Origin of the sequence: Saccharopolyspora taberi (assembly GCF_039534165.1) — a bacterium.
GTDB lineage: Bacteria > Actinomycetota > Actinomycetes > Mycobacteriales > Pseudonocardiaceae > Saccharopolyspora_D > Saccharopolyspora_D taberi.
Genome location: NZ_BAAAUX010000026.1, coordinates 1 through 26,358 on the forward strand (window position 1 = coordinate 1; position 26,358 = coordinate 26,358).

Annotated in this window: 27 protein-coding genes; 10 read left to right on the plus strand and 17 right to left on the minus strand. The window is 70.8% G+C overall.

Translation table 11 applies throughout. The features are described from left to right. From ABD691_RS27940 to ABD691_RS27960, 5 genes are all read right to left on the minus strand, one after another. Positions 1-294: biotin/lipoyl-containing protein (locus tag ABD691_RS27940; protein WP_344684754.1), on the minus strand; the 294-nt coding region annotated here is incomplete at its 3' end. A 59-nt stretch (positions 295-353) separates the two neighbouring features. Beyond that, positions 354-1,349: an alpha-ketoacid dehydrogenase subunit beta gene (locus ABD691_RS27945; RefSeq protein WP_344684756.1), complete on the minus strand. Its 996-nt coding sequence runs from the start codon at positions 1,347-1,349 to the stop codon at positions 354-356. 97 nt (positions 1,350-1,446) lie between these two features. Next, positions 1,447-2,541, minus strand: coding sequence for a pyruvate dehydrogenase (acetyl-transferring) E1 component subunit alpha (pdhA, locus tag ABD691_RS27950; RefSeq protein ID WP_344684757.1), 1,095 nt, complete (start codon positions 2,539-2,541; stop codon positions 1,447-1,449). A 16-nt stretch (positions 2,542-2,557) separates the two neighbouring features. After that, positions 2,558-4,018 carry a dihydrolipoyl dehydrogenase gene (lpdA, locus tag ABD691_RS27955; protein ID WP_344684759.1) on the minus strand — a complete coding sequence of 487 codons (1,461 nt, stop codon included), beginning with the start codon at positions 4,016-4,018 and terminating at the stop codon, positions 2,558-2,560. Between the two features lie 516 nt (positions 4,019-4,534). Next, positions 4,535-5,743: a PucR family transcriptional regulator gene (locus ABD691_RS27960; protein ID WP_344684761.1), complete on the minus strand. Its 1,209-nt coding sequence runs from the start codon at positions 5,741-5,743 to the stop codon at positions 4,535-4,537. Between the two features lie 185 nt (positions 5,744-5,928). On the opposite strand from ABD691_RS27960, the gene ABD691_RS27965 reads away from it, so the two are divergent. Beyond that, a complete protein-coding gene (locus tag ABD691_RS27965; RefSeq protein WP_344684762.1) occupies positions 5,929-6,594 on the plus strand; it encodes a GntR family transcriptional regulator in 666 nt (221 codons plus the stop codon). Positions 6,595-6,751: 157 nt separating this feature from the next. After that, positions 6,752-6,895, plus strand: a complete 144-nt coding sequence (locus ABD691_RS27970) for a hypothetical protein (RefSeq protein WP_344684764.1) — start codon at positions 6,752-6,754, stop codon at positions 6,893-6,895. Here the strand turns inward: ABD691_RS27970 and ligD are convergent. After that, positions 6,892-7,908: a non-homologous end-joining DNA ligase gene (ligD, locus tag ABD691_RS27975; protein WP_344684766.1), complete on the minus strand. Its 1,017-nt coding sequence runs from the start codon at positions 7,906-7,908 to the stop codon at positions 6,892-6,894. The two genes, ABD691_RS27970 and ligD, sit on opposite strands and share 4 nt — an antisense overlap. Before the next feature lie 188 nt (positions 7,909-8,096). Between ligD and ABD691_RS27980 the strand changes: the two genes are divergently transcribed. The 4 genes from ABD691_RS27980 to ABD691_RS27995 all read left to right on the plus strand — a co-directional run bounded on the left by ABD691_RS27980 (position 8,097) and on the right by ABD691_RS27995 (position 10,831). Continuing rightward, entirely contained in the window at positions 8,097-8,843 is a 747-nt protein-coding gene (locus ABD691_RS27980; RefSeq protein ID WP_344684767.1) for a DsbA family protein, read from the plus strand. Next, positions 8,840-9,451: a vitamin K epoxide reductase family protein gene (locus ABD691_RS27985; protein WP_425565179.1), complete on the plus strand. Its 612-nt coding sequence runs from the start codon at positions 8,840-8,842 to the stop codon at positions 9,449-9,451. Before ABD691_RS27980 ends, ABD691_RS27985 begins: the two co-directional genes overlap by 4 nt. Before the next feature lie 115 nt (positions 9,452-9,566). Next, positions 9,567-10,007 (plus strand): ATP-binding protein, encoded by a 441-nt coding sequence (locus ABD691_RS27990; protein WP_344684768.1) that lies wholly within the window; start codon positions 9,567-9,569, stop codon positions 10,005-10,007. Beyond that, entirely contained in the window at positions 10,004-10,831 is an 828-nt protein-coding gene (locus tag ABD691_RS27995; protein WP_344684770.1) for an RNA polymerase sigma factor SigF, read from the plus strand. Before ABD691_RS27990 ends, ABD691_RS27995 begins: the two co-directional genes overlap by 4 nt. A gap of 61 nt (positions 10,832-10,892) precedes the next feature. Here the strand turns inward: ABD691_RS27995 and ABD691_RS28000 are convergent, their stop codons facing one another. Next, the gene (locus ABD691_RS28000; RefSeq protein ID WP_344684772.1) at positions 10,893-11,318 is read right to left on the minus strand and encodes a PPOX class F420-dependent oxidoreductase; all 426 of its coding nucleotides are present in this window, start codon (positions 11,316-11,318) and stop codon (positions 10,893-10,895) included. 34 nt (positions 11,319-11,352) lie between these two features. Further along, positions 11,353-12,762 carry an aminotransferase-like domain-containing protein gene (locus tag ABD691_RS28005; protein WP_344684774.1) on the minus strand — a complete coding sequence of 470 codons (1,410 nt, stop codon included), beginning with the start codon at positions 12,760-12,762 and terminating at the stop codon, positions 11,353-11,355. Between the two features lie 37 nt (positions 12,763-12,799). On the opposite strand from ABD691_RS28005, the gene ABD691_RS28010 reads away from it, so the two are divergent. Both ABD691_RS28010 and ABD691_RS28015 read left to right on the plus strand, forming a co-directional pair. Further along, positions 12,800-13,678, plus strand: coding sequence for a DMT family transporter (locus tag ABD691_RS28010; RefSeq protein WP_344684775.1), 879 nt, complete (start codon positions 12,800-12,802; stop codon positions 13,676-13,678). 102 nt (positions 13,679-13,780) lie between these two features. Then, positions 13,781-13,954 carry a hypothetical protein gene (locus tag ABD691_RS28015; protein ID WP_344684776.1) on the plus strand — a complete coding sequence of 58 codons (174 nt, stop codon included), beginning with the start codon at positions 13,781-13,783 and terminating at the stop codon, positions 13,952-13,954. Between the two features lie 92 nt (positions 13,955-14,046). Here ABD691_RS28015 and ABD691_RS28020 read toward each other — a convergent pair whose 3' ends face one another. After that, positions 14,047-14,880, minus strand: coding sequence for a M23 family metallopeptidase (locus ABD691_RS28020; RefSeq protein WP_344684778.1), 834 nt, complete (start codon positions 14,878-14,880; stop codon positions 14,047-14,049). A gap of 879 nt (positions 14,881-15,759) precedes the next feature. Here ABD691_RS28020 and ABD691_RS28025 point away from each other — a divergent pair. After that, positions 15,760-16,668, plus strand: a complete 909-nt coding sequence (locus tag ABD691_RS28025) for a sulfite exporter TauE/SafE family protein (protein WP_344684780.1) — start codon at positions 15,760-15,762, stop codon at positions 16,666-16,668. Positions 16,669-17,093: 425 nt separating this feature from the next. Here ABD691_RS28025 and ABD691_RS28030 read toward each other — a convergent pair whose 3' ends face one another. Next, the gene (locus ABD691_RS28030) at positions 17,094-18,260 is read right to left on the minus strand and encodes an NAD-dependent epimerase/dehydratase family protein (RefSeq protein WP_344684782.1); all 1,167 of its coding nucleotides are present in this window, start codon (positions 18,258-18,260) and stop codon (positions 17,094-17,096) included. 173 nt (positions 18,261-18,433) lie between these two features. Here ABD691_RS28030 and ABD691_RS28035 point away from each other — a divergent pair, with 173 nt between their 5' ends. Continuing rightward, complete coding sequence (locus ABD691_RS28035; RefSeq protein WP_344684784.1) at positions 18,434-18,880, plus strand: GtrA family protein; 447 nt, start codon at positions 18,434-18,436, stop codon at positions 18,878-18,880. 6 nt (positions 18,881-18,886) lie between these two features. On the opposite strand, the gene ABD691_RS28040 is transcribed toward ABD691_RS28035, so the two are convergent. The 7 genes from ABD691_RS28040 to ABD691_RS28070 all read right to left on the minus strand — a co-directional run bounded on the left by ABD691_RS28040 (position 18,887) and on the right by ABD691_RS28070 (position 26,340). Next, positions 18,887-21,070 carry a glycosyltransferase family 2 protein gene (locus ABD691_RS28040; protein WP_344684786.1) on the minus strand — a complete coding sequence of 728 codons (2,184 nt, stop codon included), beginning with the start codon at positions 21,068-21,070 and terminating at the stop codon, positions 18,887-18,889. Continuing rightward, positions 21,067-21,963 (minus strand): NAD-dependent epimerase/dehydratase family protein, encoded by an 897-nt coding sequence (locus ABD691_RS28045; RefSeq protein WP_425565180.1) that lies wholly within the window; start codon positions 21,961-21,963, stop codon positions 21,067-21,069. The genes ABD691_RS28040 and ABD691_RS28045 overlap by 4 nt, the downstream gene beginning before the upstream one ends. A 126-nt stretch (positions 21,964-22,089) precedes the next feature. Beyond that, a complete protein-coding gene (locus ABD691_RS28050; RefSeq protein WP_344684788.1) occupies positions 22,090-22,524 on the minus strand; it encodes an SRPBCC family protein in 435 nt (144 codons plus the stop codon). Between the two features lie 8 nt (positions 22,525-22,532). Beyond that, complete coding sequence (locus ABD691_RS28055) at positions 22,533-23,348, minus strand: phosphoenolpyruvate hydrolase family protein (RefSeq protein WP_344684790.1); 816 nt, start codon at positions 23,346-23,348, stop codon at positions 22,533-22,535. 62 nt (positions 23,349-23,410) lie between these two features. Further along, positions 23,411-24,616 carry a Tm-1-like ATP-binding domain-containing protein gene (locus ABD691_RS28060; RefSeq protein WP_344684792.1) on the minus strand — a complete coding sequence of 402 codons (1,206 nt, stop codon included), beginning with the start codon at positions 24,614-24,616 and terminating at the stop codon, positions 23,411-23,413. 332 nt (positions 24,617-24,948) lie between these two features. Further along, positions 24,949-25,101, minus strand: a complete 153-nt coding sequence (locus ABD691_RS28065; protein ID WP_344684794.1) for a hypothetical protein — start codon at positions 25,099-25,101, stop codon at positions 24,949-24,951. A 69-nt stretch (positions 25,102-25,170) separates the two neighbouring features. Beyond that, entirely contained in the window at positions 25,171-26,340 is a 1,170-nt protein-coding gene (locus ABD691_RS28070) for an acyl-CoA dehydrogenase family protein (RefSeq protein ID WP_344684796.1), read from the minus strand. Between the last annotated feature and the right edge of the window lie 18 nt (positions 26,341-26,358).

The window sequence follows — 26,358 nt, forward strand, 5'->3', positions numbered from 1 at the left end:
GGCCGGAGCCGGAGCAGCCGCCGGAGCCGGAGCGGAGGCGGCCTCGGCAGCGGCGCCGGAACCGTCGCCGAGGATCGCGATCGGGGTGCCGATCGGCACCGTCTCGCCCTCGCCGACGAGCACCTTCTCCAGCACGCCGTCGTCGTAGGCCTCCAGCTCCATGACGGCCTTGTCGGTCTCGATCTCGGCCACCACGTCACCGCGGCTGACCTTGTCACCGACCTTCTTGTGCCAGTTGGCGATGACGCCCTCCTCCATGGTGTCGGAGAGCCTCGGCATCTGAATCTCAGTCATCGTCTTCCTCGGGGCCTCATGTCCAGAAGTCTTGTGGCCGGAAGCGGTCCGGCAGTCCGTCAGCGACGACGGCCGACCGCGTCCAGGGTCTGGTGGACGGCTGCGGTCAGGGACTCGGCGGAGGGCAGCGCGGCCCTCTCCAGCGGCTTGGCGTAGGGCAGCGGCACCTCGGCGGCGGCGACCCGGCGCACCGGGGCGTCGAGGTAGTCGAACGCGCCGTCGGAGATCGACGCCGCGATCTCGGCGCCGATGCCGTAGGTCAGCCAGTCGTCCTCGGCGACCACCGCGCAGCCGGTCTTGCGCACCGACTCCACGATCGTCCCGCGGTCCAGCGGCCGGAGGCTGCGCAGGTCGACGACCTCGGCGTTGATGCCCTCGTCGGCCTGGAGCTTCTCGGCGACCTGCTGGGCCACCATCGCCATCCGGGAGTAGCCGATGATGGTGATGTCGGTGCCCTGCTTGGTCACCTTCGCCTTGCCGATCTCGGCAGGCTCGACGACGTCGGGCACCTCGCCCTTGGTGTTGTAGAGCGCCAGGTTCTCCAGGAACAGCACCGGGTCGTTGTCCCGGATGGAGGCCAGCAGCAGCGCCTTGGCGTCGGCGGGCGTGCTGGGCGCCACGACCTTCAGACCGGGCACGAAGCTGTAGTACAGCTCGATGTTCTGCGAGTGGGTCGCGCCGAGCTGCTGCCCGCCGCCGCCCGGGGTGCGCATGACCATCGGCACCGGGGTCTGCCCGCCGAACATGCCGTAGATCTTGGCCGCGTGGTTGACGATCTGGTCCAGCGCGATCAGCGAGAAGTTGATCGTCATCAGCTCCACGACCGGGCGCAGGCCCAGCATGGCCGCACCGATGGCGGCGCCGACGAAACCCTCCTCGGCGATCGGGGTGTCGCGCACCCGCTTCTCGCCGAACTCCTTGAGCAGCCCGGCGGTGATCTTGTAGGAACCTTCGAAGATCCCGATTTCCTCGCCGATGAGGAACACGTCCTCATCGCGGAGCATTTCGTCGCGAAGCGTGTCGTGCAGCGCTTGGCGGTAAGAGATGACAGCCAAGGGAAGTTCTCCTGCTGAAAAGGGCACTGGTGGACTGCGAGCCGCGATCACGCGACTCGCAGTCCAGTGGCGGGGTGTCGGAAAGTGCGCGGTGGCGTCAGAAGACCGGGTCGGCCGGGAGGCGTCGCGAGTCGTTGGCCACGGCGGTGGCGTAGGTGTAGTCGAACAGCGTCGAGACGTCCGGGTGCGGGCTGTCGTCGGCGAAGGCGACCGCGGCGTCGGCGTCGGCCTGGGCCTTCTGCTCGATCTCGGCCGCGCCGTCCTCGTCGAGGACGCCGTTCTCGATCAGCTGCGAGCGGAAGTTGTACACCGGGTCCGCGGCGCGGGCCTTGGCGTTGTCCTCCTCGCTGCGGTACTTGGCCGGGTCGACCACCGAGTGGCCCTTGAGCCGCTGGCTGGTGGCCTCCAGCAGCGCGGGCGCGCCGGTCTCGCGGGCCCGCTCGACCAGCCGGGTCGCCACGTCGCGGACCGCGATCACGTCGTTGCCGTCCACCCGCTCGCCGTGCATGTTGTAGGCGACCGCGCGCTTGTAGAGCTCGGACTCCGCCGAGGACTTCTCCACCGTGGTGCCCATGCCGAGGTAGTTGTTGATCACCACGAAGACCACCGGCAGGTTCCACAGCGCCGCGATGTTCAGCGACTCGTGGAAGGCGCCGATGTTGGTCGTGCCGTCGCCCATCTGGCACATCACGACCTCGTCGCCGCCGCGGTAGTCGATGGCCAGCGCGGCACCGGTGGCCAGCGGGATCTGGCCGCCGACGATGCCGTAGCCGCCCAGCAGCCGGGACTCCACGTCGAACATGTGCATCGAGCCGCCCCAACCCTTGGAGGTGCCGGTGGTGCGGCCGTACAGCTCGGCCATCACGCGCCCGGGCTCGATGCCCTTGGCGATCGCGTAGCCGTGCTCGCGGTAGTTGGTGAACAGGTAGTCGGTCTTGCGCAGCGCCGACATCAGACCGACGACGGTGGCCTCCTCGCCCAGGTTCAGGTGGCAGTAGCCACCGATCTTGGCCTGGGTGTAGCCCTGGGCCGCGCGCTCCTCGAAGCGGCGGATCAGCGTCATCTGGTGGAAGTAGTCGCGGAGCAGCTCCGGCGACTCCCCGGCGAACGGGCCGCCGCCGGAGGAGCGCACCCGGCGGGACTTCGCCGCGCCGCGCGAGGAGGGCTTGCTGCGGGTAGCCGTGTCAGCCATCTCGGAGGTCCTTTCGTCAGCGCTTCTTGGGCGGGGCTACGTGGATCGGCAGGCCCAGCGCGGACATCGCCGCCTCCATGCCGATCTCGCCGAGGGTGGGGTGGGCGTGGATGGTCTCGGCGAGCTCGTCGAGCGTCGCCTCCAGCGAGATCGCCAGGGCGCCCTCGGTGATCAGGTCGCTGGCGGACGGGCCGATGATGTGCACGCCCAGGACCTCGCCGTACTGCTTGCCCGCGACGATCTTGAGGAAGCCCTCGGAGTCGCCGGTGGTCTTGGTGCGGCCGATCGCGGCGAACGGGAACTTCGCGGTGACGACCTCGTGCCCGGCCTCGACCGCCTTGGCCTCGGTCAGGCCGACGCTGGCGATCTCGGGGTGGGTGAAGGTCGCGGCGGGGACCACGTTGTAGTCGATCCGGGCGTGGTTGCCCGCGATGGTCTCGGCGGCCGCGACGCCCTGGTGCGAGGCGACGTGGGCCAGCAGCACCCGGCCGGTCACGTCGCCGATGGCGTAGACGTGCTCGACGTTGGTGCGCAGCTGGTCGTCGACCGGCACGAAGCCGCGCCCGTCGGTGGCGACACCGGCCTTGTCCAGGTCCAGCGAGCCGGTGTTGGGCTTGCGGCCGACGCCGACCAGCACCACGTCGGCCTCGATCTCGGTGGCCTTGGCGCCCTCGACGGTGACCTTCAGGCCGCCGTCGCCCTGCTCGATCTTCGACACCGTCGAGCCGGTGAGCACGTTGATGCCGGCCTTGCTGAACGAGCGGCCCAGCGCCTTGCCGACCTCGACGTCCTCGGCGGGCGCGAGGGTCTGCTGCATCTCGATGATCGAGACCTCGCTGCCCAGGGTGTTGAACAGGCTCGCCCACTCCGCGCCGACCGCGCTGCCGCCGATGACGGCGATCCGCTTCGGCACCTCGGTCAGGCCGAAGGCGCCGTCGGAGGTGATGACGCCCGGCAGGTCCGCGCCGGGCAGCGGCAGCTGCACGGGGACCGAGCCGGTGGCGATGATGACGTCGCGCGCCGAGACCCGCTCGACCGGCTGGTCGCCGGTCGGGTCCGCGGCGTAGCGCGGGCCGCCCGCGCCGAGGGCGGACTCGCCGACGGCGTAGACGTCCAGCGTGGTCGGGCCGGTGAACCGGGCGTGGCCGTAGATCACCGTGACGCCGTTGGCCTTCAGCAGCTGCGCGACACCGTCGGTGAGGCCCTTGACGATGCCGTCCTTGCGCCGGCTGATCGCGTCGTAGTCGAGGGAGACGTTGTCGACCCGCACGCCGTAGTCGGCCGCGTGCAGCACCGTCTCGTACACCTCGGCCGAGCGCAGCATCGCCTTGGTCGGGATGCAGCCCCAGTTCAGGCAGACGCCGCCGGTCCGCTCCTTCTCCACCACGCCGACCGACAGGCCGCGCTGCGCTGCCCGGATCGCGGCGACGTAACCACCAGGGCCGCCGCCGATGACGAGGACGTCGAATTCCTGCACTTCGCTGTGCTCCTTTGTACTGCACGCGCTGGTTGCGAGGGCCCGGATCAGCCGAGCGAATCTCACTCAGAGTGTCGTGAGCGCGACCACTTCCGCGCCATGCCCGGCCGCCCAGACTTCGCGACGAGCGAATGTGCACAGTGCACAGCCGGAGAACGTGATGGGCACCACAGAGTTACTTCCGAGCACGGAGTGTGCCCGAAACCACACGCATGCGGCCGTTCGGAGCAACGGCGGCTCGGCCGATTTTTTTCGGCCGGAACTTCTCGGAAAATTGCCAGCGCGAGCACTCGACAGCCGAGCCCGCCGCCCGTATTGGAGACGCCTTCGCGGCCGGTCCCGCGAGCACCCGCCGCCGCGACCGGGTTGTGCGGGGTGTGCATCCCGCCGGCCCCGCTGGGCTGCAAACGCAGCGTGACCGGCACCGATACCTCGTCCGGGGTGCGCTGCTCCGAAAGGGCGCACCGTCGGCGCACGCGGCCAGGATCGGGCCGCGGCCGTGCCAGGATCCGAAGATCAGCCGCGGAGACCGTCGCGCAGGCGCAGCGCGGACAGCGCCAGCGAAAGCGCGACGTAGGCGTCGCGGCCGTAGAGCGGCTGGCCGATGAGGGTGGTGATCCGGTGCAGGCGGTTGAGCACGGTGTTGCGGTGACAGTGCAGCCGGACCGCCGCGTTGGCCGTGGAGCAGTTCTCCTCAAGCCAGGCCGTCAGCGTCTCCAGCAGCATGTCCCGCTCCCGCACCGGCAGCTCCAGCACCGCGCCGAGCTGCGACTCCAGCAGCCGCTGCGCGAGGTCGGGCGACTGCACCAGCAGCGCCTCCGGGTAGCGCTGCTCCAGCGACACCAGCTCGGCCACGCCGTGCGAGCTGGTGCCCAGCGTGGTCAGCGCCAGCTGGTGCGCCACGCCGATCTCGGCCAGCCCGCGCACCGCGGGCGAGGCGGCGACCCGGCCGCGCGCGAGCGGGCGCAGCGCCTCCAGCACCTGCTCCTCGTCGCGCTGCTCCAGCGCCACCAGACCGACCAGGGTGTCGGCTCGGACCTGCCAGACCGAGCGGACGTTGAGCCCGCTGAGCGCGGCCTGCTGACCGCGCAGCGCGAAGCTGCCGTCGGTGCGCATCTCGGCGACCACGACCAGGTACCGGCCGCCGGTGGGCAGGTCGAGCTCCTTGGCCGTGCGCTGGGCGAACGCGGTGTCCCTGGCCCGGCCGCTGAGCAGGTCCTCCACCAGCGCGTGCCGCCGCTGGTCGTCCCGGCGCAGCTGCTCCATCTCGGTGTTGCGGTAGGAGGTCGACAGCGTCGAGGACAGCCCGTCGATCACCGTCCACATCGAGGTCGCCGCGCCCAGCACCACGTCCGGGTCGGCCCGGTCGGCGTGGGCCTGCTCGACCAGCGCCTCCCAGACGATCCGGCCGCCGAGCCGGAAGGTGCGCAGCATGACCTCCAGCGGCACCCCCTGCTCGGCGCGGCGGCGGCCGATGGCCGCGGCGACGTCGTCGTCATCGGGGCCCGCGACCGCGCCGCTGAGGATCTGCAGGACGCGTTCGAGGTAGCGGTGGCAGCCCTCCAGGAGGTCCTCGCGCGGTACCGGGCTGTAGTCGGTCCACTCCGGGTTGTCGGTGAAGATGGCCGACATCAGCCGATCGGCGAGCATCGGGACGTCGTTGAGGCGGGCCTGGGCGAGGGAGTGGGTGATCTCCTCGGCGGCCTCGGCAGGATCGGCTACCACGCCCCTCGACGATACCCGCACGGCGCCGCCAAGGGGTGGCCGCGCTCCTCGCGTCCACTGTGTACCGGAGGGTCGGCGGGACGTCGGCCGCCGGTGATATCAAGTCCGCGGTGACCAGCGCCGCCCACCGCGCGCGCTCACCGCTGCCTCCCCCGCCGATCCGCTCATCAACGATCGAGAGTGCGATGCCCTCAGCAGCCCACCGCGCCCAGCTGCCGGACGAGATCGGCACCTGGATCCGCGAACGCATCCTCACCGGCGGCCTGGCCACCGGGGCGCACCTGCACCTCGAACGGCTGGCCGAAGAGCTCGGCGTCAGCGTGACGCCGGTCCGGGAGGCGCTGCTGGCGCTGCGCGGCGAGGGCTTCGTGGAGTTCCAGCCCCGCCGGGGCTTCACGGTCGCGGCGCTGAGCAGGCGCGACGTCGAGGACACCCACCGGCTGCAGGCGACCCTGGCAGGCGAGCTGGTCGCCCGCGCGGCCCGCCGGATCACCCCGGCGCAGCTGTCCCGGCTGGAGTCGCTGCACGCCCAGATGGTGCGGGCCCGCACGCACGGCGGCGGCGTGGACGACGCGGTGCTGCGCTTCCACCGCGAGGTCAACCAGATCGCCGAGTCGGCCAAGCTCGCCTGGTTCCTCGGGATCACCGCCCGGTACGCGCCGAGCCGGTTCGTCGCCGACGTCTCCGGGTGGCCGGAGATGGCCGTGGCCGACCACGGCGAGATCCTCGACGCCTTGCGCTCCCACGACTCGTACGCGGCCCGGATCGCGATGCACAAGCACGTCACGCACACCGGACGGTTACTGATCCATCACTTGGAGCAACGCGGAATGTGGCGCGACGACCGCTGATCCCGTTGCCCGGCGGGGAGTTTCACATCACACCGGGAAACAATGCCACCCCCCGCTAACGTTTGCCCTCCTGGCGGCGACACTGCAGGTGAAGCCGCTGGTCCGGCTTCGCCCCGACTCCCCTCTCCCCGAGATCAAGAAATGTGAGGGCTCCGCCATGCGCATCAACAGCCGCACACTCGTGTCGGTTGTCGGAACCGTCTCGATGGTCCTCGCGACCATCGTGCTCGCCGCGTGGTCGCCTGCCCAACCCCAGCCCCCGGCTCCGGTGTCGTCGAGCACCATCCTGGTGGCCCACTAGAACTCCTGCCCCCCGGATTCCCGGACCACCTCGGCCGCGGGTTTGTCGTTGCGCAGGCCCGAGAACCGCGGATGCCGGAGCTTGCCGTCGTCGGTCCACTCGGAGAAACCGACCTGGGCGACGAGCTCCGGCTCCACCCAGTGCACTGCCCGTTCCCGCACCTCGTCGGCGAACGGTGAGCCGTCCCTCGACAACCGGTCGAGCCTCGACCGCAGATCCCGCAGCGTGGCCTGGTCGTACCCGGTCCCGACCTTCCCGGCGTAGCGGAGCTTGCGCTGCTCGTAGTAACCGACCAGCAACGCGCCGAAACCGATGCGGCTCCCCGAAGGTTCGGTGAAACCGCCGATCACGAACTCCTGGTCGCGGACGCACTTGTACTTCAGCCAGTCCCGCGTCCGGCCGGCGCGGTAGCCGACGTCGGCGCGCTTGGCGATCAGCCCTTCCCACCCGCGCTCGCACGCGCGGCGGAAGAACTCCTCGGCGTCGCCCGCGCGATGTTGGCTGTACCGCAGCGGATCCTCGAAGTCGAAGCATTCCGACAACAGCCTTTTCCGCGTCCGCAAGGGCAATCGGCGCAGATCCACTCCGCCGAAGGCCGGCATGTCGAAGACGTAGTAGTAGACCCGCACACCGGTCGCTCTCGCCTCGCGCGGATTCGTCAGGTGGATGCGGTGTTGCAGGCGCTCGAAACTGGTGCGGTCGCCTTCGAAAGCGACCACTTCGCCGTCGATGACGAACCGGTCGGCCGCCTGCCCGGCCAGTGCCTCGGCGATCTCCGGGTAGGCGTTGCCGACCGAGGAGTGTCTGCGCGACCAGAGCACCGGGTCGCCGCCGTCGCGGCCCGCGATCACCCGGACCCCGTCCAGCTTGCGCTCGAACACCCAGTCCGGGCCGGGCAACGGGCCTTCGGCGAGGGTCGCGAGCTGCGGCTGGGCCCAGTCGCCGCCGGTCCACTCGCGCACCAGCGCGCGCTCGGAGTCGGTGAGCAGCTCGCCCTGTCCGGATTCACACATGGTCGTTCCCGGGACCGGAGAAGTTCCCAGTTGTCTACCCCGTCACGCGGCGGGCCCAAACCGGCCTGAGAACCGCCTGAGAGTTGCCCCCCGGACGATTTCACCATCGTGTGAACCGTGCAAACTGGAAACGGTACGTAGCCGAAAGCGGGTCCGCCCGCCCCGACGCCCGAAGGTGCAGCCGCCCGATGCCGAAGACGACGAATCCGGTCACCCAGAAAAGCGGCCTGTCGGTCAACATCATCCTCACCCTGATCGTGGTGCTCATAGCGGTGGTCGTGATCGGCGGGGTGCTGTGGATCAACCGCGGCGGTGGCGGCACCCAGCAGCAGCCCGGCGCGGCGGTCCCGGCCGAGGTGCTGCGCAAGCCGGACAGCAGCGTGCTTACCGAGGGCGGCGAGGGCAAGGTCGTGGTCTCGGAGTTCCTGGACTACCAGTGCCCGGCCTGCTGGCAGTACTACAACGGGATCACCAAGCAGGTGGAGAAGGACTACGCGGGCAGGATCACCTTCGTCGCCCGCAACTTCCCGCTCGACATGCACCCGCTGGCCCGCCCGGCCGCGCAGGCCGCCGAGGCCGCCGGGATGCAGGGCAAGTTCAACGAGATGTACCACGCGCTCTACGACAACTACCAGGGCTGGGCCGCGTCGCCGAACGGCGAGGTCAGCTCCGACCAGCAGAAGGCCGCGGCGGCGTTCGACGAGTTCGCGCGGCAGATCGGCCTGGACCTCGACCGGTTCCACCAGGACATGAAGTCCCCGCAGGTCAACGCCAAGATCGACCGGGACGTCAAGGACGGCGAGGCCGCGGGCGTCAGCGGCACCCCGACGCTGTTCATCAACGGCCAGCAGTTCTCACCCTCGGGCAACGCGAAGACCTACCAGGAGGTCGCCGACCAGTTCCGGGCCCAGATCGACAGGGAACTCGCGAAGTGACGGCCACCGTGACCGACGAGAGCGCCCCCGCCGCGACCGGGACGACGACCCCGGCGCCGCGCGGGCTCGCCTGGTTCTACGTGGTCGGCGGGGCGGTCGGGCTGGCCGCCTCGGCGGCGCTGATGCTGGAGAAGCTGGCCAAGCTCGCCAACCCCGGCTACGTGCCGACCTGCAGCCTGAACCCGATCATCTCCTGCGGCTCGGTGATGGACAGCCCGCAGGGCTCGCTGTTCGGGTTCCCGAACCCGCTGCTGGGCATCGCCGCGTTCCCGGTCATGATCGTCTTCGGCGCGGCGCTGCTGTCCGGGTTCACCGCGCCGCGCTGGTTCTGGGCGGGCGCCCAGGCGGGCACCACGCTCGGCGTGGTGTTCGTGCACTGGCTGATCTTCCAGAGCCTCTACGAGATCGGCGCGCTCTGCCCGTACTGCATGGTCGTGTGGGCCGTGACGATCCCGATGTTCTGGTACACCACGCTGCACAACATCCGGTCCGGACCTGCGGGCAGGGCGCTCGGCCGCTTCCACAGCCTCGTGCTGACGCTGTGGTTCCTGGCTGTCGTCGTGCTGTGCCTGCAAGCCTTCTGGGACTACTGGACGACGCTGCTGTAGTACGGCGGTGGTGGCGCCCGGCGAACATCGTTTGCCCGGCGGCGGGCTCGGGTACCAGGTAGCCGTGAGCGGGAGCCACCGCGCGCACCGACGGAGGAACAGAGGTGGCAAGCAGATGAGCCTGGAGCGCGAGACCGGGTACGCCGAACCCGAGTCGGCCACGTCGGACGTGGTCGAGGTCCGCGTCGCCGCCGAGCCCGCCCAGCTCGCGGTGATGCGGGCGGTCGTCGGCGACCTCGCCATGCGCGCGGATTTCGACGTCGACTCGATCGCCGACCTGCGGCTGGCGGTCGACGAGGCGTGTTCGTCCCTGGTGCGGCTGGCCGCGCCGTCGGCATCGCTGGTATGCCGGTTCCGCACCCTGGAGGGCGGGCTGTCGATGAGCGCCGAGGTGCTCAGCGGTGACGCGTTCGGCCCGCGCAAGGACACCTTCAGCTGGCGCGTGCTCAGCGCGTTGGCCGACAGTGTGTCAACCTCGGTTCAGTCGGACGCGGGCTCCAACGGGAGCCACCTGGTGCGTATCGAACTGACCAAGGGACGGACGGCTCACGGGTGAAGCATGCGGACTCCGGGCCCGCCGCCGCTTCGCGAAACCAGCGCTACGACGAACTGGCTCCGCTGTTCGCCGAGTTCGCGAAGGTGCGCAAGGAGGACCCGCGCCACGAGGAACTGCGGGACCGGCTGGTCACCGAGCACCTGCCGGTGGCCGAGCACATCGCGCGCCGGTTCAGCCATCGCGGCGAGTCCCAGGAGGACCTGGCGCAGGTCGCCACCCTCGGCCTGATCAACGCGGTCGACCGGTTCGACCCGGACCGCGGGGTCGACTTCCTGTCCTACGCGGTGCCCACGATCATGGGCGAGGTCCGCAGGCACTTCCGCGACACCGGCTGGGCGGTGCGGATGCCCCGGCGCCTGCAGGAGCTGCACCTGTCGGTGTCGGCGGCGATCGCCCGGCTGTCGCAGGAGCTGGGCCGCGCGCCCGCGCCGAGCGAGCTCGCCGAGCACCTGGGCATCAGCACCGAGGACGTCTACCACGGCCTGGAGGCGGGCAACGCCTACCGCAGCGCCTCGCTGGACGAGCTGCTGACCGACACCGACGAGATCCCGCTCGGCGACGCCATCGGCTCCGACGACGCCGAGCTGGCCGAGGTGGAGAACCGGGAGACGATCCGCCCGCTGCTGGCCGAACTGGCCGAACGGGAACGCCGGATCCTGGTCATGCGGTTCTTCCGCGGCATGACCCAGACCCAGATCGCCGAGCAGATCGGCATCTCGCAGATGCACGTTTCGCGGTTGCTCGCTCGCACCCTCGGGTGGCTTCGGGAGCGGTTGGAGGCCGATGCCGAGGTTCCCGCCGAGCAGGCTCGGGCGGACGGGTGACTCGGCACCAAGAGCCCTGAGGTTCGGTGCTCGCACCGCGCCCAAGAACCCCGCACGAGAATCAGCGGACGCTGTCGCCGTAGACGCGGTCGACCGCGATGGTGACGAGCACCCTGCGGTCGGAGACCATCACCGACCGGTACTCCGCCCAGTCCGGGTGTTCGCCCGCGGCCTTGCGGTAGTAGTCCACCAGCGCGTCGGCCTCCGGGCCGTTCGGGTCGGTGCCCGGGCCGATCAGCGTCACCTCGCCCTCGGCGGTCGCCCAGTCCAGGCCGTCGGGGCTGGTGACCTCCAGCGCGGCCCGCGGGTCCCGGCGCAGGTTCGCCGTCTTGGCCAGCCCTTCCCTGGTCGAGATGTGGATGACCCCGGCATCGCGGTCGTAGAAGGGCAGGACGGGGGAAAGCTGCGGGCGGCCGTCCGACTTGATCGTGGCGAGGACGCCGAGCCGGCTTTCCGCGAGCAGCGCACGGGGATCGGTTTCAGGCATGGCACCATCTTCGACCTTCACACCGGTGTGAGAGTCAAGGCTTTCCCGCCATCACCCGGCCGAGCACGCGGGCCGCTTCGGGGAAGGCTCCGGGGTTCGGGCCGGAGTAGTTGAGCCGGAGGTAGCGGCCGGTGGGTTCGGCCGGGAACCACTCGTCGCCAGGGGCGACCAGCACCCCCGCGGCTTCGCACTCCCGGACCAGCCGCGCCAGGTCGGTGGTGTCCGGCAGCCGCACCCACAGGTTCAGCCCGCCCTCGGGCACGGCTTCCAGGTGCGCTGCGGGGACGTGCTCCCGGAGCGCTTCGGCGAGCAGGTCCCGGCGGGCCGCCAGCTGCTGGCCGAGGTTGCGCACGTGGGTGCGCCAGGCCGGCTGGGTCACGACGTCGAGCGCCACGGCCTGGAGCAGGCCGCTGACGTACATGGCTTCGGCCTGCACGTCGGCGAGGATGCGGTCGCGCGCGGGGCCGCGCGCGACGATCCCGGCGATGCGCACCGCCGGGGACACGCTCTTGGTCAGCGAGCGCAGGTACACGACGTGCCCGCCGTCGTCGCGGGCCGCGACCGGCACCGGGTCGGTGGTGATCCCGAAGTCGTGCGCCCAGTCGTCCTCGATCAGGAACGCGCCGTGCCCGCGCACGACCTCCAGCACCTGATCCCCGAGAGCGGGCGACCACTGGGCAGCGGTGGGGTTGGCGAAGTTCGGCTGGGCGTAGAACGCGCGGGCTCCGGTGCGCCGGAACGCGCGGTCCAGCTCGTCCGGACCCGGACCACCGCTGCCGCTGGGCACGGGCACGACCGGCACGCCCGTCTGGGCGGCGGCCAGGATCGCGCCCCAGTACGTCGGCGATTCCATCAGCAGCGGCCTGCCCGCTCCGACCAGCGCGCGGAAAGCGGTGCTCAGCCCGCTCTGGCTGCCCGGCACGATGACCGCGTCACCCGGCACGGGCGGCGCCACCCCGACCGGCGCGGCTGCGCCGAGTTCGGTGGCGAACCACGCCTGGAGTTCCGGAAGACCCGCGGCCGGCGGCCTGCTGACCGCCGCGTCCGACCGGGCCGCGCGGGTGAACGCCGCGCGCACCAGCCGTTCGGGCAGCAGCTCCCGATCCGGATAGCCCGAGTGCAGCGCTACCACGTCGTTCGGCGCCATGCGCAGCGCGGCGGACAGCGCCGGACTGCGGTTCGGCTGCGGGCCCAGCGCGGCCGTCTGCCATCCGTAGTCGTTCGGGCGGGCCACCCGGACCGCGCGCACGAAGGTGCCCACTCCTGGACGGCTTTCCACCATTCCCTGGGAAGTCAGCGTGCGCAGCGCCTTCTGCACGGTGACCGGGCTCGCCCCGTGCCGCGCGACCAGCTCCCGCGTCGACGGCAGCTTCGCGCCCGGCGCAGCCGTGGCGATCCACTCGCGGAGGCTCGCGACGATCCGGGCACTGCTATCGTTGGACATGTCAGAGAATAGTAGCGCTACTCTTCCGAAGCCGCCGGTGCTACCCACAAGCCGAGCCGGGCTCGGGTGGGGACTGCTGGGTGTCGCGGCGTTCTCGTTCACCGTCCCGTTCACCCGCGTCGCCGTCGGCGGGATGTCGCCGCTGTTCACCGGTTCCGCCCGCGCGGTGATCGCCGCGCTGCTCGCCGCCGCCGCGCTGGCGATCACGAAGCAGCGGCTCCCGCGCGGGATCCAGTGGGCCCGGCTGGCGGTCGTCGGCGGCGGCGTGGTCGTGGGCTTCCCCGTGCTGACGTCGTTCGCCCTCACCACCGCACCCGCCAGCCACGGAGCTGTCGTGATCGCCGTCCTGCCCGCCGCGACCGCGGTGACGGCCGTGCTGCGCGGGCGCGAACGGCCGCCGAGGTCGTTCTGGATCATGGCTGCGGCGGGCGCGATCGCCGCGGCGGTGTTCGCCGTGCTGCAGGGCGGCGGGCTCGGCGGAGTGCACTGGTCCGACCTGCTGCTGTTCGGCTCGGTCGCGGCCGCCGCGATCGGCTACGCCGAGGGCGGTCTGCTCGCCCGCGAGCTCGGCGCCTGGCAGACGGTGTCCTGGGCGCTCGTGCTCTCCGCTCCGCTGATGACCGCGCTCACCGGCGTGGCGATGGTCCAGCAGCCGCCGGAGGCCACGCCGGTCGAGTGGGCCGCGTTCGCGTACCTGGCCGTGGTCAGCATGTACCTCGGCTTCTTCGCCTGGTACCGCGGGCTCGCGATCGGCCCGATGGCGCCGGTCAGCCAGGTCCAGCTGGTCCAGCCCGTGATGACGATCTGCTGGGCCGCCCTGTTCCTGGGCGAGCAGCTCACCTGGCCGACCGTCCTCGGCGGCGTCGCGGTGATCGCCTGCGCCGCGACCGCGGTCCGCGTCCGCCTCCAGAATTAGGCGTCCGGGGGACGCACGAAGGCGTGAAGGACCTGGAACGCCGGGCCGGGACGCGGAAGGTTTGCCGCCGAAGCCGTGTCCGAACCACAGGAGGAAACGAACATGCACCGCACCGCAGCGAAACTGCTTGCCACCGCGGGGATCTCGGCCGCCGTTCTGCTGGGCGCCGCCGGGGTCGTGCACGCCAACGAGCACCCGGTGCAGGTGCTCGGCGTGCCGAGCGAGAACCCCGGTCAGGCGATCCTGAGCTCGCTGGGGCTGCCCGGCGGCCAGTGAGCCGCCCCCAGACCGAGAACCGCACAGATAGAGAGCTGCCCGGGATCCGTCGGGGGAAGTCGGATCCCGGGCAGCGGTCTGTGCGAGCCGCGTCAGAGCGTGATGCCACGCTCCTGCAGCCACGGCAGCGGGTTGATCTTGGTGCTGCCGCCCTGGAGCACCTCGAAGTGCAGGTGCGGACCGGTGGACTGGCCCTTGTTGCCCATCGTGGCGATCTTCTCGCCCGCGCCGACCCGCTGGCCGACGCTGACGTCGATGGTGTTGATGTGGCCGTAGACGGTCACGGTGCCGTCGTCGTGCTGGACCCGGACCCACTGGCCGAAGCCGCTGGCGGGACCGGCGCTGACGACCTTGCCCGCGGCGACCGACTTGATCGGGGTGCCGATGCTGTTGGCGATGTCGACGCCCTTGTGGGTGGTGCCCCAGCGAGCACCGAAACCGGAGGTGAAGGTGCCCTCGGCAGGCTTGACGAACGCGGCCTTGGCCCTGGCCGCCTCCTGCTCGGCCGCGATCCGGGCCTGCTCGGCGGCGGCAGCGGCCTCGCGGGCCTGGCGCTCGGCGGTCTCCTTGGCCACCCGCGCCTGCTCCATGGCCACGCTCTTGCCGAGCTTGTCGGCCTCGGCCTTGGAACCGGACCGCGTCTCGGCCGCGAGCAGCTCGACGGCGGCCGGGGACTGGGCGGTGCCGTTGACCGCGGCACCGAGGTCGGTGCGCTGCGCGACCGGGCGGACCGAGTGGTCGGCGTCGGCACTGGCCGCGAGCGGCTGGCCGACGGCGGCGAACGCGCCCGCGGCGACGACGGCCGCCGCGACCTTGTTGCGAGTCGGGACGCCGGACTTGCCGGGCCGAGCCTTGAAGGTGTTCAGGAGGGAGTCGCGGAGAGCGGCCACCGGGGTATGACCGTCCTCCTTGCGGTGCTTGCTCATGCTCGCCTTTCCGTCTCGGGGAGATCCGGCCCATCCCGCTCGGGGGTTGCGGGGCACCTCTTCGGGGGCGAGGCAGCTCGTGACCGAACCGTGACGTACGCCGAGCGAAGGTAGCGGAGGGTTACCGACGGCTTCAAGGTTCACCCGATCAGCAGGGATGTCACCACACTCACGTCACCCAGTTATGCACTTTCCGTGACCAACAAAGATGACCATCCGATAACGACGGCTTCCCGATCACCGCGCCCGGGACGGGCCGTCGGAGTGGATCTCGGCCGAGCCGGACTTTTCGCAGGCATGGCAACCACAGCGGAACCGGGCCGAATCGGGTCGATCTTCGCCGCGGAGCCGCCGACACCTGTTCTTCAACCCCGCGCAACGACCTGTTCGATCTCCGCGCGGAAGCCGTCGAGGAGATCGTTCCGGCCCCGGAGTGGCTTTGGCCACAACCGGCTGGAACCAGGGCTTTCCGCCCTGTCCGGAGCCGGAGAACGGCCGCAGGCGCGGTAGGTCGACCGGCCGTCCCGCTGAGCTCGGATTACCCCCTGACGGATGGGCCGCTCGCACGAAAGGCGGCTAGCCCGCAATGGGCTGTTCGGTGCCCGTTGCCGGGTGTCCCGCTCTCTGAGAGGACCTGCCACCCGAACGCGGGATCTGCTTCACTGTCGCGCATGACGCCCGGTGATCAGTGGGACCTGCTGACGCAGCGCCTCCACGTCGACCTGCTCCGCGTCATCTCCGCAGGGTGTCGGCGCGAGCAGTAACCCCGCCCCCTTCTGCCCCATTCGCCGGTGATCCACCGCGACGCACCACCGCTCGCGGCGCGCACTTCGCCGCGCGCAATCCGGTCCGCATTCGACGCATCCACACGGAGCACCCATGCCCGCATTCCTCTTGTTCGCGATCGGTGGCTTCATCGCTCAGCTCGTCGACGGCTCCCTGGGAATGGCCTACGGAGTCACCTCGACGACGATCCTGCTCACGGCCGGGCTCACGCCCGCCCTCGCCTCCGCCTCGGTGCACCTGGCCGAGATCGGCACCTCGGTCGTCTCCGGGGTCTCGCACTGGAAGTTCGGCAACGTCGACTGGAAGATGGTCGGCCTGCTCGGCGTGCCCGGCGCCATCGGCGCGTTCCTCGGCGCGACGGTCCTGAGCAACCTGTCCACCGAGGCCGCCGAACCGTGGATGGCGGCCATCCTGTTCGTCCTCGGCTTCTACGTCGCGCTGAAGTTCGCGCTGCGCCCGGTGCGCCGCCGCCAGCTGACCGGCGTCAGCTCGAAGCTGCTCGCCCCGCTGGGCCTGGTCGCCGGCTTCGTGGACGCGACCGGCGGCGGTGGCTGGGGCCCGGTCTCGACCCCGACGCTGCTGAGCACCGGCAGGATCGAGCCGCGCAAGGTGATCGGCTCGGTGGACACCAGCGAGTTCCTGGTCGCGCTTGCCGCCAGCATCGGGTTCCTCACCTCGCTGGCGCACCAGGAGTTCTCCTGGACCACGGTCGCGGCGCTGCTGCTGGGCGGCGTGATCGCCGCGCCGCTGGCGGCCTACCTGGTCCGGATCGTGCCGATGCGGCTGATCGGCGTCGGCGCGGGTGGCCTGATCGTGCTGACCAACGCCCGGACCCTGATCAAGGGCCTGGACATCACCACTCCCCCGCCCGCGCTGATCTACGGCGTGATCACCGTCGCGTGGATCGCGGCCATCGCCTACACGGTGCTGGGCGTGGTGCGGGAGCGCGCGGCCGCCCCGGAGACCAAGCCGGAGGAGCAGGCCGAGCCGGTCGGCAGCTGAGCTGATCGACCCCGAATCCCGATCGACCCCGAAATCGCGCTGGACCTGCGGGTTCCGCGCGATTTCGCGCTTTCCGGCAGCGGAGCCGTAAAACGTGAAGATTACCCACGTGTAGTAGTGCCGGATCGACCCAATGGGGTTACCGTTCAGTAGTCCGTGTGGAAGCCCCCCGACACACGGTAGGCACCCCGGGTGCAAGATCGTCCTCCGCGCCCGGGGCGCCGCTCCCCGTACCGCGGCCTTTCTGCGCGACCGCTACGCCGTCGCCCGCGGGCGACGCATCGCCTCAGGCGGTGTCCGACGCTCACCTCGGCGCTGCGATACCAGTGTGCACCGAGGTTTTGGCATATTCCAGACGCAACACGGCGAATTCGATCAATCCGCCGCCGCGGCTGCGTCGGACAGCCCAGCCGAAGCCCGCGTGATCATCCGCTGCGCAACGGACTGGACGCGGAGCGCCACTGCACCGACGGCAGCATCGCTCCCAGATCGGCCCGGTGCCGGTGCCGCGAGGCCACCCCGAACAGCGAGCTGATCAGCGTGTCCGACAGCAGGTGCGGCTCCAGCCCGAGCTCGACCAGCCCGGTGTGCACCGGGTTGTAGTAGTGCTCCTGCTGCTCGACCCGCGGGTTGTCCAGGTACTCGATGGTGATCTCGCCGTCGAAGCAGGTCGCCACCACCTTCGCGATCTCCTCGACCGAGAAGCTCTCGGTGATCTGGTTGAACACCCGGAACTCCCCCGCCTCGGCCGGGTTCTCCGCGGCCAGCCGGACGCATTCGACGGTGTCCCGGATGTCGATCAGGCCGCGGGTCTGCCCGCCGCTGCCGTACACCGTCAGCGGGTGGCCGAGCACGGCCTGGATGACGAACCGGTTGAGCACCGTGCCGAAGATCGCGTCGTAGTCGAAGCGGGTCGCCAGCCGCGGGTCCAGCGCGGTCTGCGGGGTTTCCTGCCCGTAGACCACGCCCTGGTTGAGGTCGGTGGCGCGCAGTCCCCAGACGCGGCAGGCGAACTCGATGTTGTGGCTGTCGTGGACCTTGCTCAGGTGGTAGAAGGAGCCCGGCTTCTTCGGGAACAGCATCCGGTCGGTGCGTCCCTTGTGGTTGACCTGGAGCCAGCCCTCCTCGATGTCGATGTTGGGCGTGCCGTACTCGCCCATCGTGCCCAGCTTGACCAGGTGGATGTCCGGGTCGACCTCGCGGATCGCGAACAGCACGTTGAGGGTGCCGGTGACGTTGTTGTGCTGGGTGTGCACCGCGTGCCTGCGGTCGATCATCGAGTACGGCGCCGAGCGCTGTTCCGCGAAGTGCACGACGGCGTCCGGGCGGAAGTCGCGGATCATCTCCACGGTTCGTTCGCCGTCGACCAGATCCACGTGGTAGGAGCGGATCTCCTTTCCGGTCACCGCGCGCCAGGCGTCGATCCGGGTGCGCATCGGTTCGATCGGCACCAGGCTCTCGACCCCCATCTCGTGGTCGTAGGCCCGGCGCACGTAGCTGTCGGCGACAGCGATGTCGTGGCCGCGGTCGGACAGGTGCAGAGCGGTCGGCCAGCCGAGGTAGCCGTCGCCCCCGAGGACGAGGATTCGCACGCTTACTCCTCCAAGCGGAGCCCGCGGGTGAGGCCGGTGCCCACCCGACGCACACATCACCGCGCATGCTCTCATCAACGGGCCGTTGCGCGAAGATTTCCGCACCAGCGCACACCGATGGCTTAACGGCTGGGTATCGTTCGGCTGCCCGGAGCTGGCCGCAGGGAGGAACCGTGCCGCAGGTCGCCGAGAGCCGCCGCACCCGGCGGTACTGGCGGTTGCTGAGCCGCTTCGCGGCGGCGTCGGTGGTGGCGACCGGGATCAGCCAGCTGGTGTTCCTGGCCGCCTACGCGCTCGGCGCGGTGCCGGTGCTGGCCACGGTGCTCGCGTGGCTGTCCGGGGCGATCCCGAACTTCCTGCTCAACCGCCGCACCTGGGGCGGCGGCGGGCGGGCGGCGCTGCGCGGGGAGATCCTGCGCTACGGCGTGATCTCGGTGGGCACCGCGCTGCTCGCAGCCGCGGCCACCAGCGGTGCGGAGGCCGTTGCGGTGTCGGCTTTTCCCGCGTCCCGGGCTTCGCAGGTCGGCGTCGTTTGGGGCGCTTTTCTCGGGACTTACGGCGTGATGTTCTTGGTGAAGTTCTTCTTGGTCGATCGGGTGGTTTTCCGCGGGCGGCGTTGATGCCACCTACGCGACCGACTCCAAGCGCACCGGGGCCGCGGCGGTCGCCCTGCGGCGCTCGCGGAGCCAGGTGCCGATGACGACCCTCGCGTACCGGTAGCCGTAGAGCAGGTTGTTGCCCTTCTTGCTCCGCCCCGCGGTGCGCGCGAGCATCGCCATCGGCTGCTCCAGCACCCGGTAGCCCCTGGTCAGCACCCCGACCAGCAGCTCGGCCGACTGGTACTGGGGCTGTTCCAGCGTCACCGAGTTCGGCACCTCCACCCGCATCCCGCGGAAGCCGAACGAGGTGTCGGTGACCTTCTGCCCCGTCATGGCGCTCACCGCCCAGGCGAAGACGTGGGTGCCGATCCGGCGGGTCAGCTGGGGGCGCTGGCTGCTGCCCAGCCTGCGCGATCCGGTGACGAAGTCCGCGTCGCCGTCGATCAGCGGCTGCAGGAGCTTCGGCAGTTCTCGCAGGTCGTACTGACCGTCGGCGTCGGTGGTGATGACGTAGCGGGCACCGTGCTCGGCGGCCAGCCGGTAGCCCAGCCGCAGCGCCGCTCCCTGGCCCCGGTTCGCCGGCAGGACGCAGGTGCGCGCGCCGTGGCGCAGCGCGGCCTCCGCGGTGCCGTCGGTCGCGCCGTCCACGACCACGAGCGCGTCGACCGCCAGCCCGCAGCTGAACGCCGGGACCGCGTCCAGCACCGCGCCGATGGACTCCTCCTCGTCGTAGGCGGCGATCAGCACGACCACCGGGGCGAAGTCGTGCTGCCCGTAGCGCGCGGCGTAGTCGTCAAGCGCGACCTGTTCCGGGATGGCCTGCTCCGGAATGGCCTGCTTCGGGGTGGGCATTGCGGGCTCCTTCGTCTTCGGGCGGCGTTCGGTGATCGCGGTGATGCCGAGGGCCCCCGCGATGGGCAGCAGGACCAGCCCGGGCAGCTGGTAGCGCCACGAGAACTCCATCGCGGCGGAGGTGAGCAGGGCGGTCGCGGCCAGCCCGGTCGTCAGCAGGCACGGTGCGGAGCGGCGCAGGGCTCCCGCGATTCCGAGCAGCAGCGCGACGCCGAGCGCGATGCCCGAGGTGTAGCCGCCGCCGAGCTGGTACGCGCGCAGGAATCCGGCCAGCTCGGGATCGGCCGTCAGCTTCCCGTCGTCGTGCCGCTCGGCCCACTCCGCGACGTACCAGGGCGACGCGTGCATCGGGTAGGTCGTCTGGAACTGCCAGCGGTCCAGCGGCACGTCGCCGGGGCTCTGCGTGCGGGTCGGCGCGAATCCCTTGAGGAAGTCCCCGGCGATGCCGCCTAGGACGTCGAGCGGCTGGTGCAGCAACACCTTGCGCGCCAGCGAACCCTGCGCCGCGATGTGGTCGAAGTCCTCCGGCAGCGCCTGCACGTTGCGCGGGATGTTGTAGTACTGGACGTAGAAATCGATGCCCCTGCGCTTGCGGACCTCGACCGGTTCGTCCGGGCAGACCAGCTTCTCGTCCGCGGTGAGGTCGAGGTTCGCGCAGTCGGCGACCGCCGCGGTTCGGCCGTAGACGACGCTTCCGGTCGAGCCACCGAGCGCCAGCACCCCGTTCCACGACCGGTGGTACATCGCGTACGAGAACAGCACCGCCGCGAACGCGGTCACCAGCGCTCCCGCCGCGAGCAGCCGCCGCTTCCTGTTTCCCGCCGCCAGCAACAGGAAAAGCACGGCAGGTACCACCAGCGTCACGCCGACGATCCGCACCAGCACCGCCGCGCCGAGCACCACGCCGCCGATCGCGGCCGGAACCGGCCCCGGGCGAGCTCGCCAGGCCAGCACCACGACGGCGAGCAGCAGCAGGACCTGGAAGAGCAGATCGGACATGATGTTGTGCTCGATCTGCACCTGGTAGGCGTCCAGCAGCACCGGCGCCGCCGCGAGCGCGGCGACCCACCGGTGCACGCGGAAACGTTGCAGCAGAACGTAAATCGCCACCCCGAGCGCGAGCCCGAGCACGTGCTGCACCGCCACGACGAAGCTCAGGTCCCCGACCACCAGCAGCGGACCGAGCAGGAAGAGCTCGTAGCCGATCGGATTGATCCGCCCGGGGAAGAAGTAACCCAGGTCGTCCAGGTAGCGGAAGGAGTCGATGTAGAGCAGCGCGGGCCCATAGGCCAGCTGCACCACGACCCGCAGCGCGGCACCGCCCAGCACCAGCAGGGCGATCGGCCAGTGCGACCTCATGCCGCGCGGAAGTCTTCCCACACCCCGCGCAGGCCCTCGGCGAGGCCGACCTCCGGCTGATAGCCGAGTTCCCGTTGCGCCCTGGCGATGTCCACGATCACCGCGGGCATCTCGCCGTTCTTCGCGGGCACGTGCGTCACCGGCAGCGGCCGTCCGGTGGCGGTGCGGACGGCGTCGACGAGCTCCAGCACGGAAACCGACCGGCCGGAGCCGATGATCGCGGTGCCGGCGTACTGCTTGTCCCAGGCCGCGAGGATCGCCCGCACGACGTCGTCGAGGTGCACGAAGTCGCGGCGCTGCGACCCGTCGCCGTAGATCTCGACGCCTTCGCCGGACACGGCCGCGCGCATCAGGCGCGGGATGAAGCTGTCCTTGCGGGCCATGCCCGGTCCGTAGACGTTGGTGAACCGCAGGGCGGAAGCCGCGAGCCCGTAGGCACCCGCGTAGCCGGACAGCAGCATCTCGCAGGCGGCTTTCGTGGCGCCGTAAGGAGTCAGCGGCTTCAGCGGCACCTCTTCGGAGATCGTGCCCCGGCCGATGTCGCCGACGACCGCGTTCGTGGACGCCAGCACGAACCGGCCGATTCCCCTGGTGCGGGCCAGTTCCAGGAGTTCCTGGGTGAGGGCGACGTTGGCGGCGTAGGTCTCGGCGGGCCGGTCGACCGACCGCAGCACGGAGGTGATCGCGGCGAGGTGCACGATGCCGGCGGCGCCCTCGGCGACCGCGGCTTCCCGGACCGAGGCGTCGCCGAGGGCACCGGCCACGTGGGTCACCAGTTCGCCGCGCAGCGGCTCGGGAACCGGGTTCGAGTCGACGACCGTGACCGGGAGGCCGCGCTCGACGAAAGCGCGCACCACCGCGCGCCCGACGAACCCGGACCCGCCGGTGATCACCACGCGGTCGTTCGGGCTATTTGGAACTGCTCTGTTCGGCGCAATCACGCGCCAAACTCTAACCGCAGCGCTCCCCGGCGCTGTGACGCCCCGCGCTGGATCACCTGCGGAGCGTGGTCGTCGCCGTCAGCCCGCGAACCGCTCGCGCAGCGCCGCCAGCCCTGGGGCGAACACCGTGCCGGCGAGGGTGCGGACGAGCTCGGGCTCGTCAGCCGCCTCGGCGTCGAAATCCACCCACCACTCGGCGAAGGTCTGCCCGGTGTCGGTGACCGGGGCCAGCCGGACCGTCGCGAGGTACCGGCGGATCGGGAACGGGCCCTCCAGCATCTCGTAGCCGGTGCTGCGCGCGAGGTCGTCCAGGTGTGTCAGCTGCTCGCGGACCGGGGCGCCGTCGGCGAGGCGCAGCGCGCGGATGCAGCCGACGACCACCTCGCCGCCGCCCTCGATCTCGCTGTGCTCCACCCCCGGGTGCCATTCGGGAAGCCCGTTGAACTCGCGTACCACGGACCACACCGCGTCGACGGAAGCCGGAATCACCGCGCTCGCATAGGACTTCGCCATGTGCCCTCCTAGATGTTCTTGAAAGCCCGGGTCTGTTCCATCAGCGCCCGCTCGGTGGGCAACCGCTCCATGCTGCTTGCGCCGTAGAAACCGTGGCAGCGCTGGGTGCGCGAGAGCACGTACGCGGCGTCCTCTGGCATCGAGATCGGCCCGCCGTGGCAGAGCACCAGCACGTCGTCGCGGACCTCGGCCGCGGCGGCCGACCACTCATCGATGAGCGCGACGCAGTCGTCCAGCGTCTTCGCCGTCTCCGCGCCGATCGAGCCGCCGGTGGTCAGGCCCAGGTGGCAGACGATGATGTCGGCCCCGGCCTCGGTCATCGCCGCCGCGTCGGCGCTGGAGAACACGTACGGCGTGGTCAGCAAGTCCGCCTCGCGGGCGGCGGCGATGAGCTCGACCTCCAGCGAGTAGCTCATCCCGGTCTCCTCCAGGTTCGCCCGGAAGGTGCCGTCGATCAGCCCCACGGTCGGGAAGTTCTGCACCCCGGCGAACCCCAGGTCGCGCAGCTCGGCCAGGAACTTCCCGCGCAGCATGAACGGGTCCGTGCCGTTGACCCCAGCCAGCACCGGCGTGTGCTTGACGACCGGCAGCACCTCGCGGGCCATCTCCACGACGATGTCGTTGGCGTTTCCGTAGGCCAGCAGGCCCGCGAGCGATCCGCGGCCCGCCATCCGGTAGCGGCCGGAGTTGTACAGCACGATCAGGTCGATGCCGCCCGCTTCCTCGCACTTGGCCGACAGGCCGGTCCCGGCACCGCCGCCGACGATCGGCTCACCCCGGTCGGCCTTGTCCCGGAACCGCCGCACCAGGTCCGCTCGGTTCACCGCGCCTCCTGCTCGTTCTGGTTCATGGCTGCCCGTTCCCGTTCATGGCTGCCCGTTCCCGTTCATGGCTGCCCGTTCCCGCTCATGGCCAGCACCTCGTCGAACGCCGCCGACACGGCGTCGGCGAACTCGGGATCGTTGATGTTGTGCGGCACCCGGACGATCCGCTCGTCCTGCCGCACCAGGGACTCCAGCACCTCGAACAGCACCGCGTCCGCCTCCGGGTCGTGGAACGGCTGCCCCGGAGCGTCCAAAAGGGACACCCCGCCCTCCGGGAGCAGGAACCGCACCGGGCCCGCGCAGGCGTTGAGCTTGCCCGCGATGAACTCCGCGATCCGGCGGCACTCGTCCGGATTCGTGCGCATGAGCGTGACCTGCGGGTTGTGCACGTAGAGGTTCCGGTCGGCGTATCGCGCCGGAACCGCTTCCAGCGCACCGAAGTTCACCATGTCCAGCGCCCCGCACGAGCCGACGTACGGAACCCCGGTGCGGGCGATCGCGTCGAGCCGCTCCGGGCCCGCGCTCATCACCCCGCCCGCGACCAGGTCGCAGACCTCGGTGGTGGTGAGGTCGAGCACCGCGCCGATCAGCCCGTCGTCTACCAGCTTCTCCATCGCACGACCGCCGGTGCCGGTCGCGTGGAAAACCAGCGGGTCGTAGCGCTCCGACAGCCGGTTCGCGACCTCGGTGACGCACGGCGTGGTCACCCCGAACATCGACAGCGCCACCGCGGGCCTGTCCGCCTCCTCCGGGACCGGGTGCGCGATGGCGCCCGCCAGCGCGTGCGCGGCGTTGGCCAGAACCTGCCGGGAGATCCGGTTCAGCCCGGCGACATCGGTCACCGACGGGAACATCGCGATGTCCGTCGCGTCCACATAGGACGAAACGTCGCCGGAGGCCACCGTGGACACCATCACCTTGGGGACACCGACCGGCAGCGCCCGCATCGCGGGCGCGCACAGGGCCGTGCCGCCGGAACCGCCGAGGCCGATCACCCCGCCCACGGCGCGGCCGGGCAGGAACCGCTCGAAGGCGGTGGCCATCGCGGTGACGGCGGAGCCGCGGTCGCCGGTGAACACGGCGGCGGAGCCGTCCGGGTGGTGCGCGGCGACCTCCGCGGCGGTGACGTCGGCGGCGGCGGCTGCGCCACCGGAGGTGCTGAGGTCGACCGTCAGCACCGGCACGCCGGCCGCGGCGAGGAGGCCGGCGACGTAGCGGAGCTCGGCGCCCTTGGTGTCGAACGTGCCGGCGACGTAGGCGGTCCGCATCGCATCCTCCCGATCATCGGCGACCGGCGGCGACTCTACTGACCCGGCCGCCCCCGCCGCAGCCCGGCGATCAAGGGAGGTCGACGCACCGCGTCGACGCCCGTCGAGTCGCCAGCCGCGCCTGGCAGACCCACCAGGAGGTCGACGCACCGCGTCGACGCCCGTTGAGCCGCCAGCCGCGCCTGGCAGACCCACCAGGAGGTCGACGCACCGCGTCGACGCCCGTTGAGCCGCCAGCCGCGCCTGGCAGACCCACCAGGAGTTGTCCGCTACGTCGTCCCAGACGTTGATCCACGGCCGCCGGGCCCCGCCGGCACGGGGCCCGGTCGGGGTCAGCGGTGTCCGCCCTTGCCGAACAGCTTGTTCTTGACCTGGTCGATCTTGTGCTTGTTCTTCGGATCGGAGGCGTACTTCTTGGCCTGGTTGATCACCATCCGGCCCTGCGGGCTCTTGGCGAACTGGGCGACCTTCTTGAACAGCGACATCACGTGCTCCCCGGCATCTGGATCAGGTGCCGTCCAGCGTACCGGCGATTCGGACGTCCGCGACCACCTTCAGCCCAGCACCCCGCTGACCGAGGCGTGGCCTTTGAGCAGGTTGCGGGCGATGGTGCGGCGCTGGATCTCGTCGGTGCCCTCGAAGATGCGCAGCAGCCGCAGGTCGCGGTACCAGCGCTCGATCGGCAGCTCCCTGGTGTAGCCCATGCCGCCGTGGATCTGCAGGACGCGGTCGACGATCTCGTTGGCGCGGACGCCGCCGTAGAGCTTGGCGATGGACTGGGCGTGCCGGGAGTCCATCCCGGCGTCGACCTGCCAGGCGGCCTGCAGCACCAGCCAGCGCAGCGCCTCGATCTCCACCGCCGAGTCGGCGAGCATCCACTGGATGGCCTGGCGTTCGGCGATCGGCTCGCCGAAGGTCTCACGGCTCTTGGCGTACTCGACGGCCATCTCGACCATCCGCTCGCAGCCGCCGAGCGCCCGCGCGGGCAGCAGGTAGCGGCCCCGGCCGATCCACTGCATCGCCAGCGCGAAGCCCTTGCTCTCCTCGCCGAGGATGTTGGCGTGCGGCACCCGCACGTCGTCGAACACCAGGGCCGCGGGCTGGCGCTCGCGCTCGCCCATGATCTCGATCGGCTCGGACTTCCAGCCCATGTCCCGGTCGGCCAGGAAGCAGGTGACCCCGCCGTTGGCCCGGTCGGTCACCGCGAACACCATCGTGAAGTCGGCGTCGATGCCGCCGGTGATGAACGTCTTCTCGCCGTTGATGACCCACTCGTCGCCGTCGCGGTAGGCGGTGGTGCGCAGGTTCCGGGCGTCCGAACCCGCTCCCGGCTCGGTGATCGCGAAGCAGGACTTGCGCTCGCCCGCGATGGTCGGCAGCAGGTAGCGCTGCTTCTGCTCCTCGTTGGCGTGGTAGAGGATGTTGTCGGCGTAGCCGCCGAACCGGAACGGCACGAAGGTTCGGCCGAGCTCGATCTCGATCAGTGCCGTCAGCACCGCCGACAGACCCATCCCGCCGTACTCCTCCGGCGTCTGCACGCCCCAGAACCCGGCGGCCTTCGCCTTGGCCTGGAGCCCGGCGAGCTCGTCCGGGGTCAGCCCGCGCTCGCCCGCGCGTTCCCGCCGCAGCACCTCCGGCTCCAGCGGCACCAGCTCGCGCTGCACGAAGTTGCGGACCCAGTCGCGGATGTCGCGCTCGGTGTCGGTCAGGGAGAAGTCGACCATCAGGGCTTCCTAACTAAC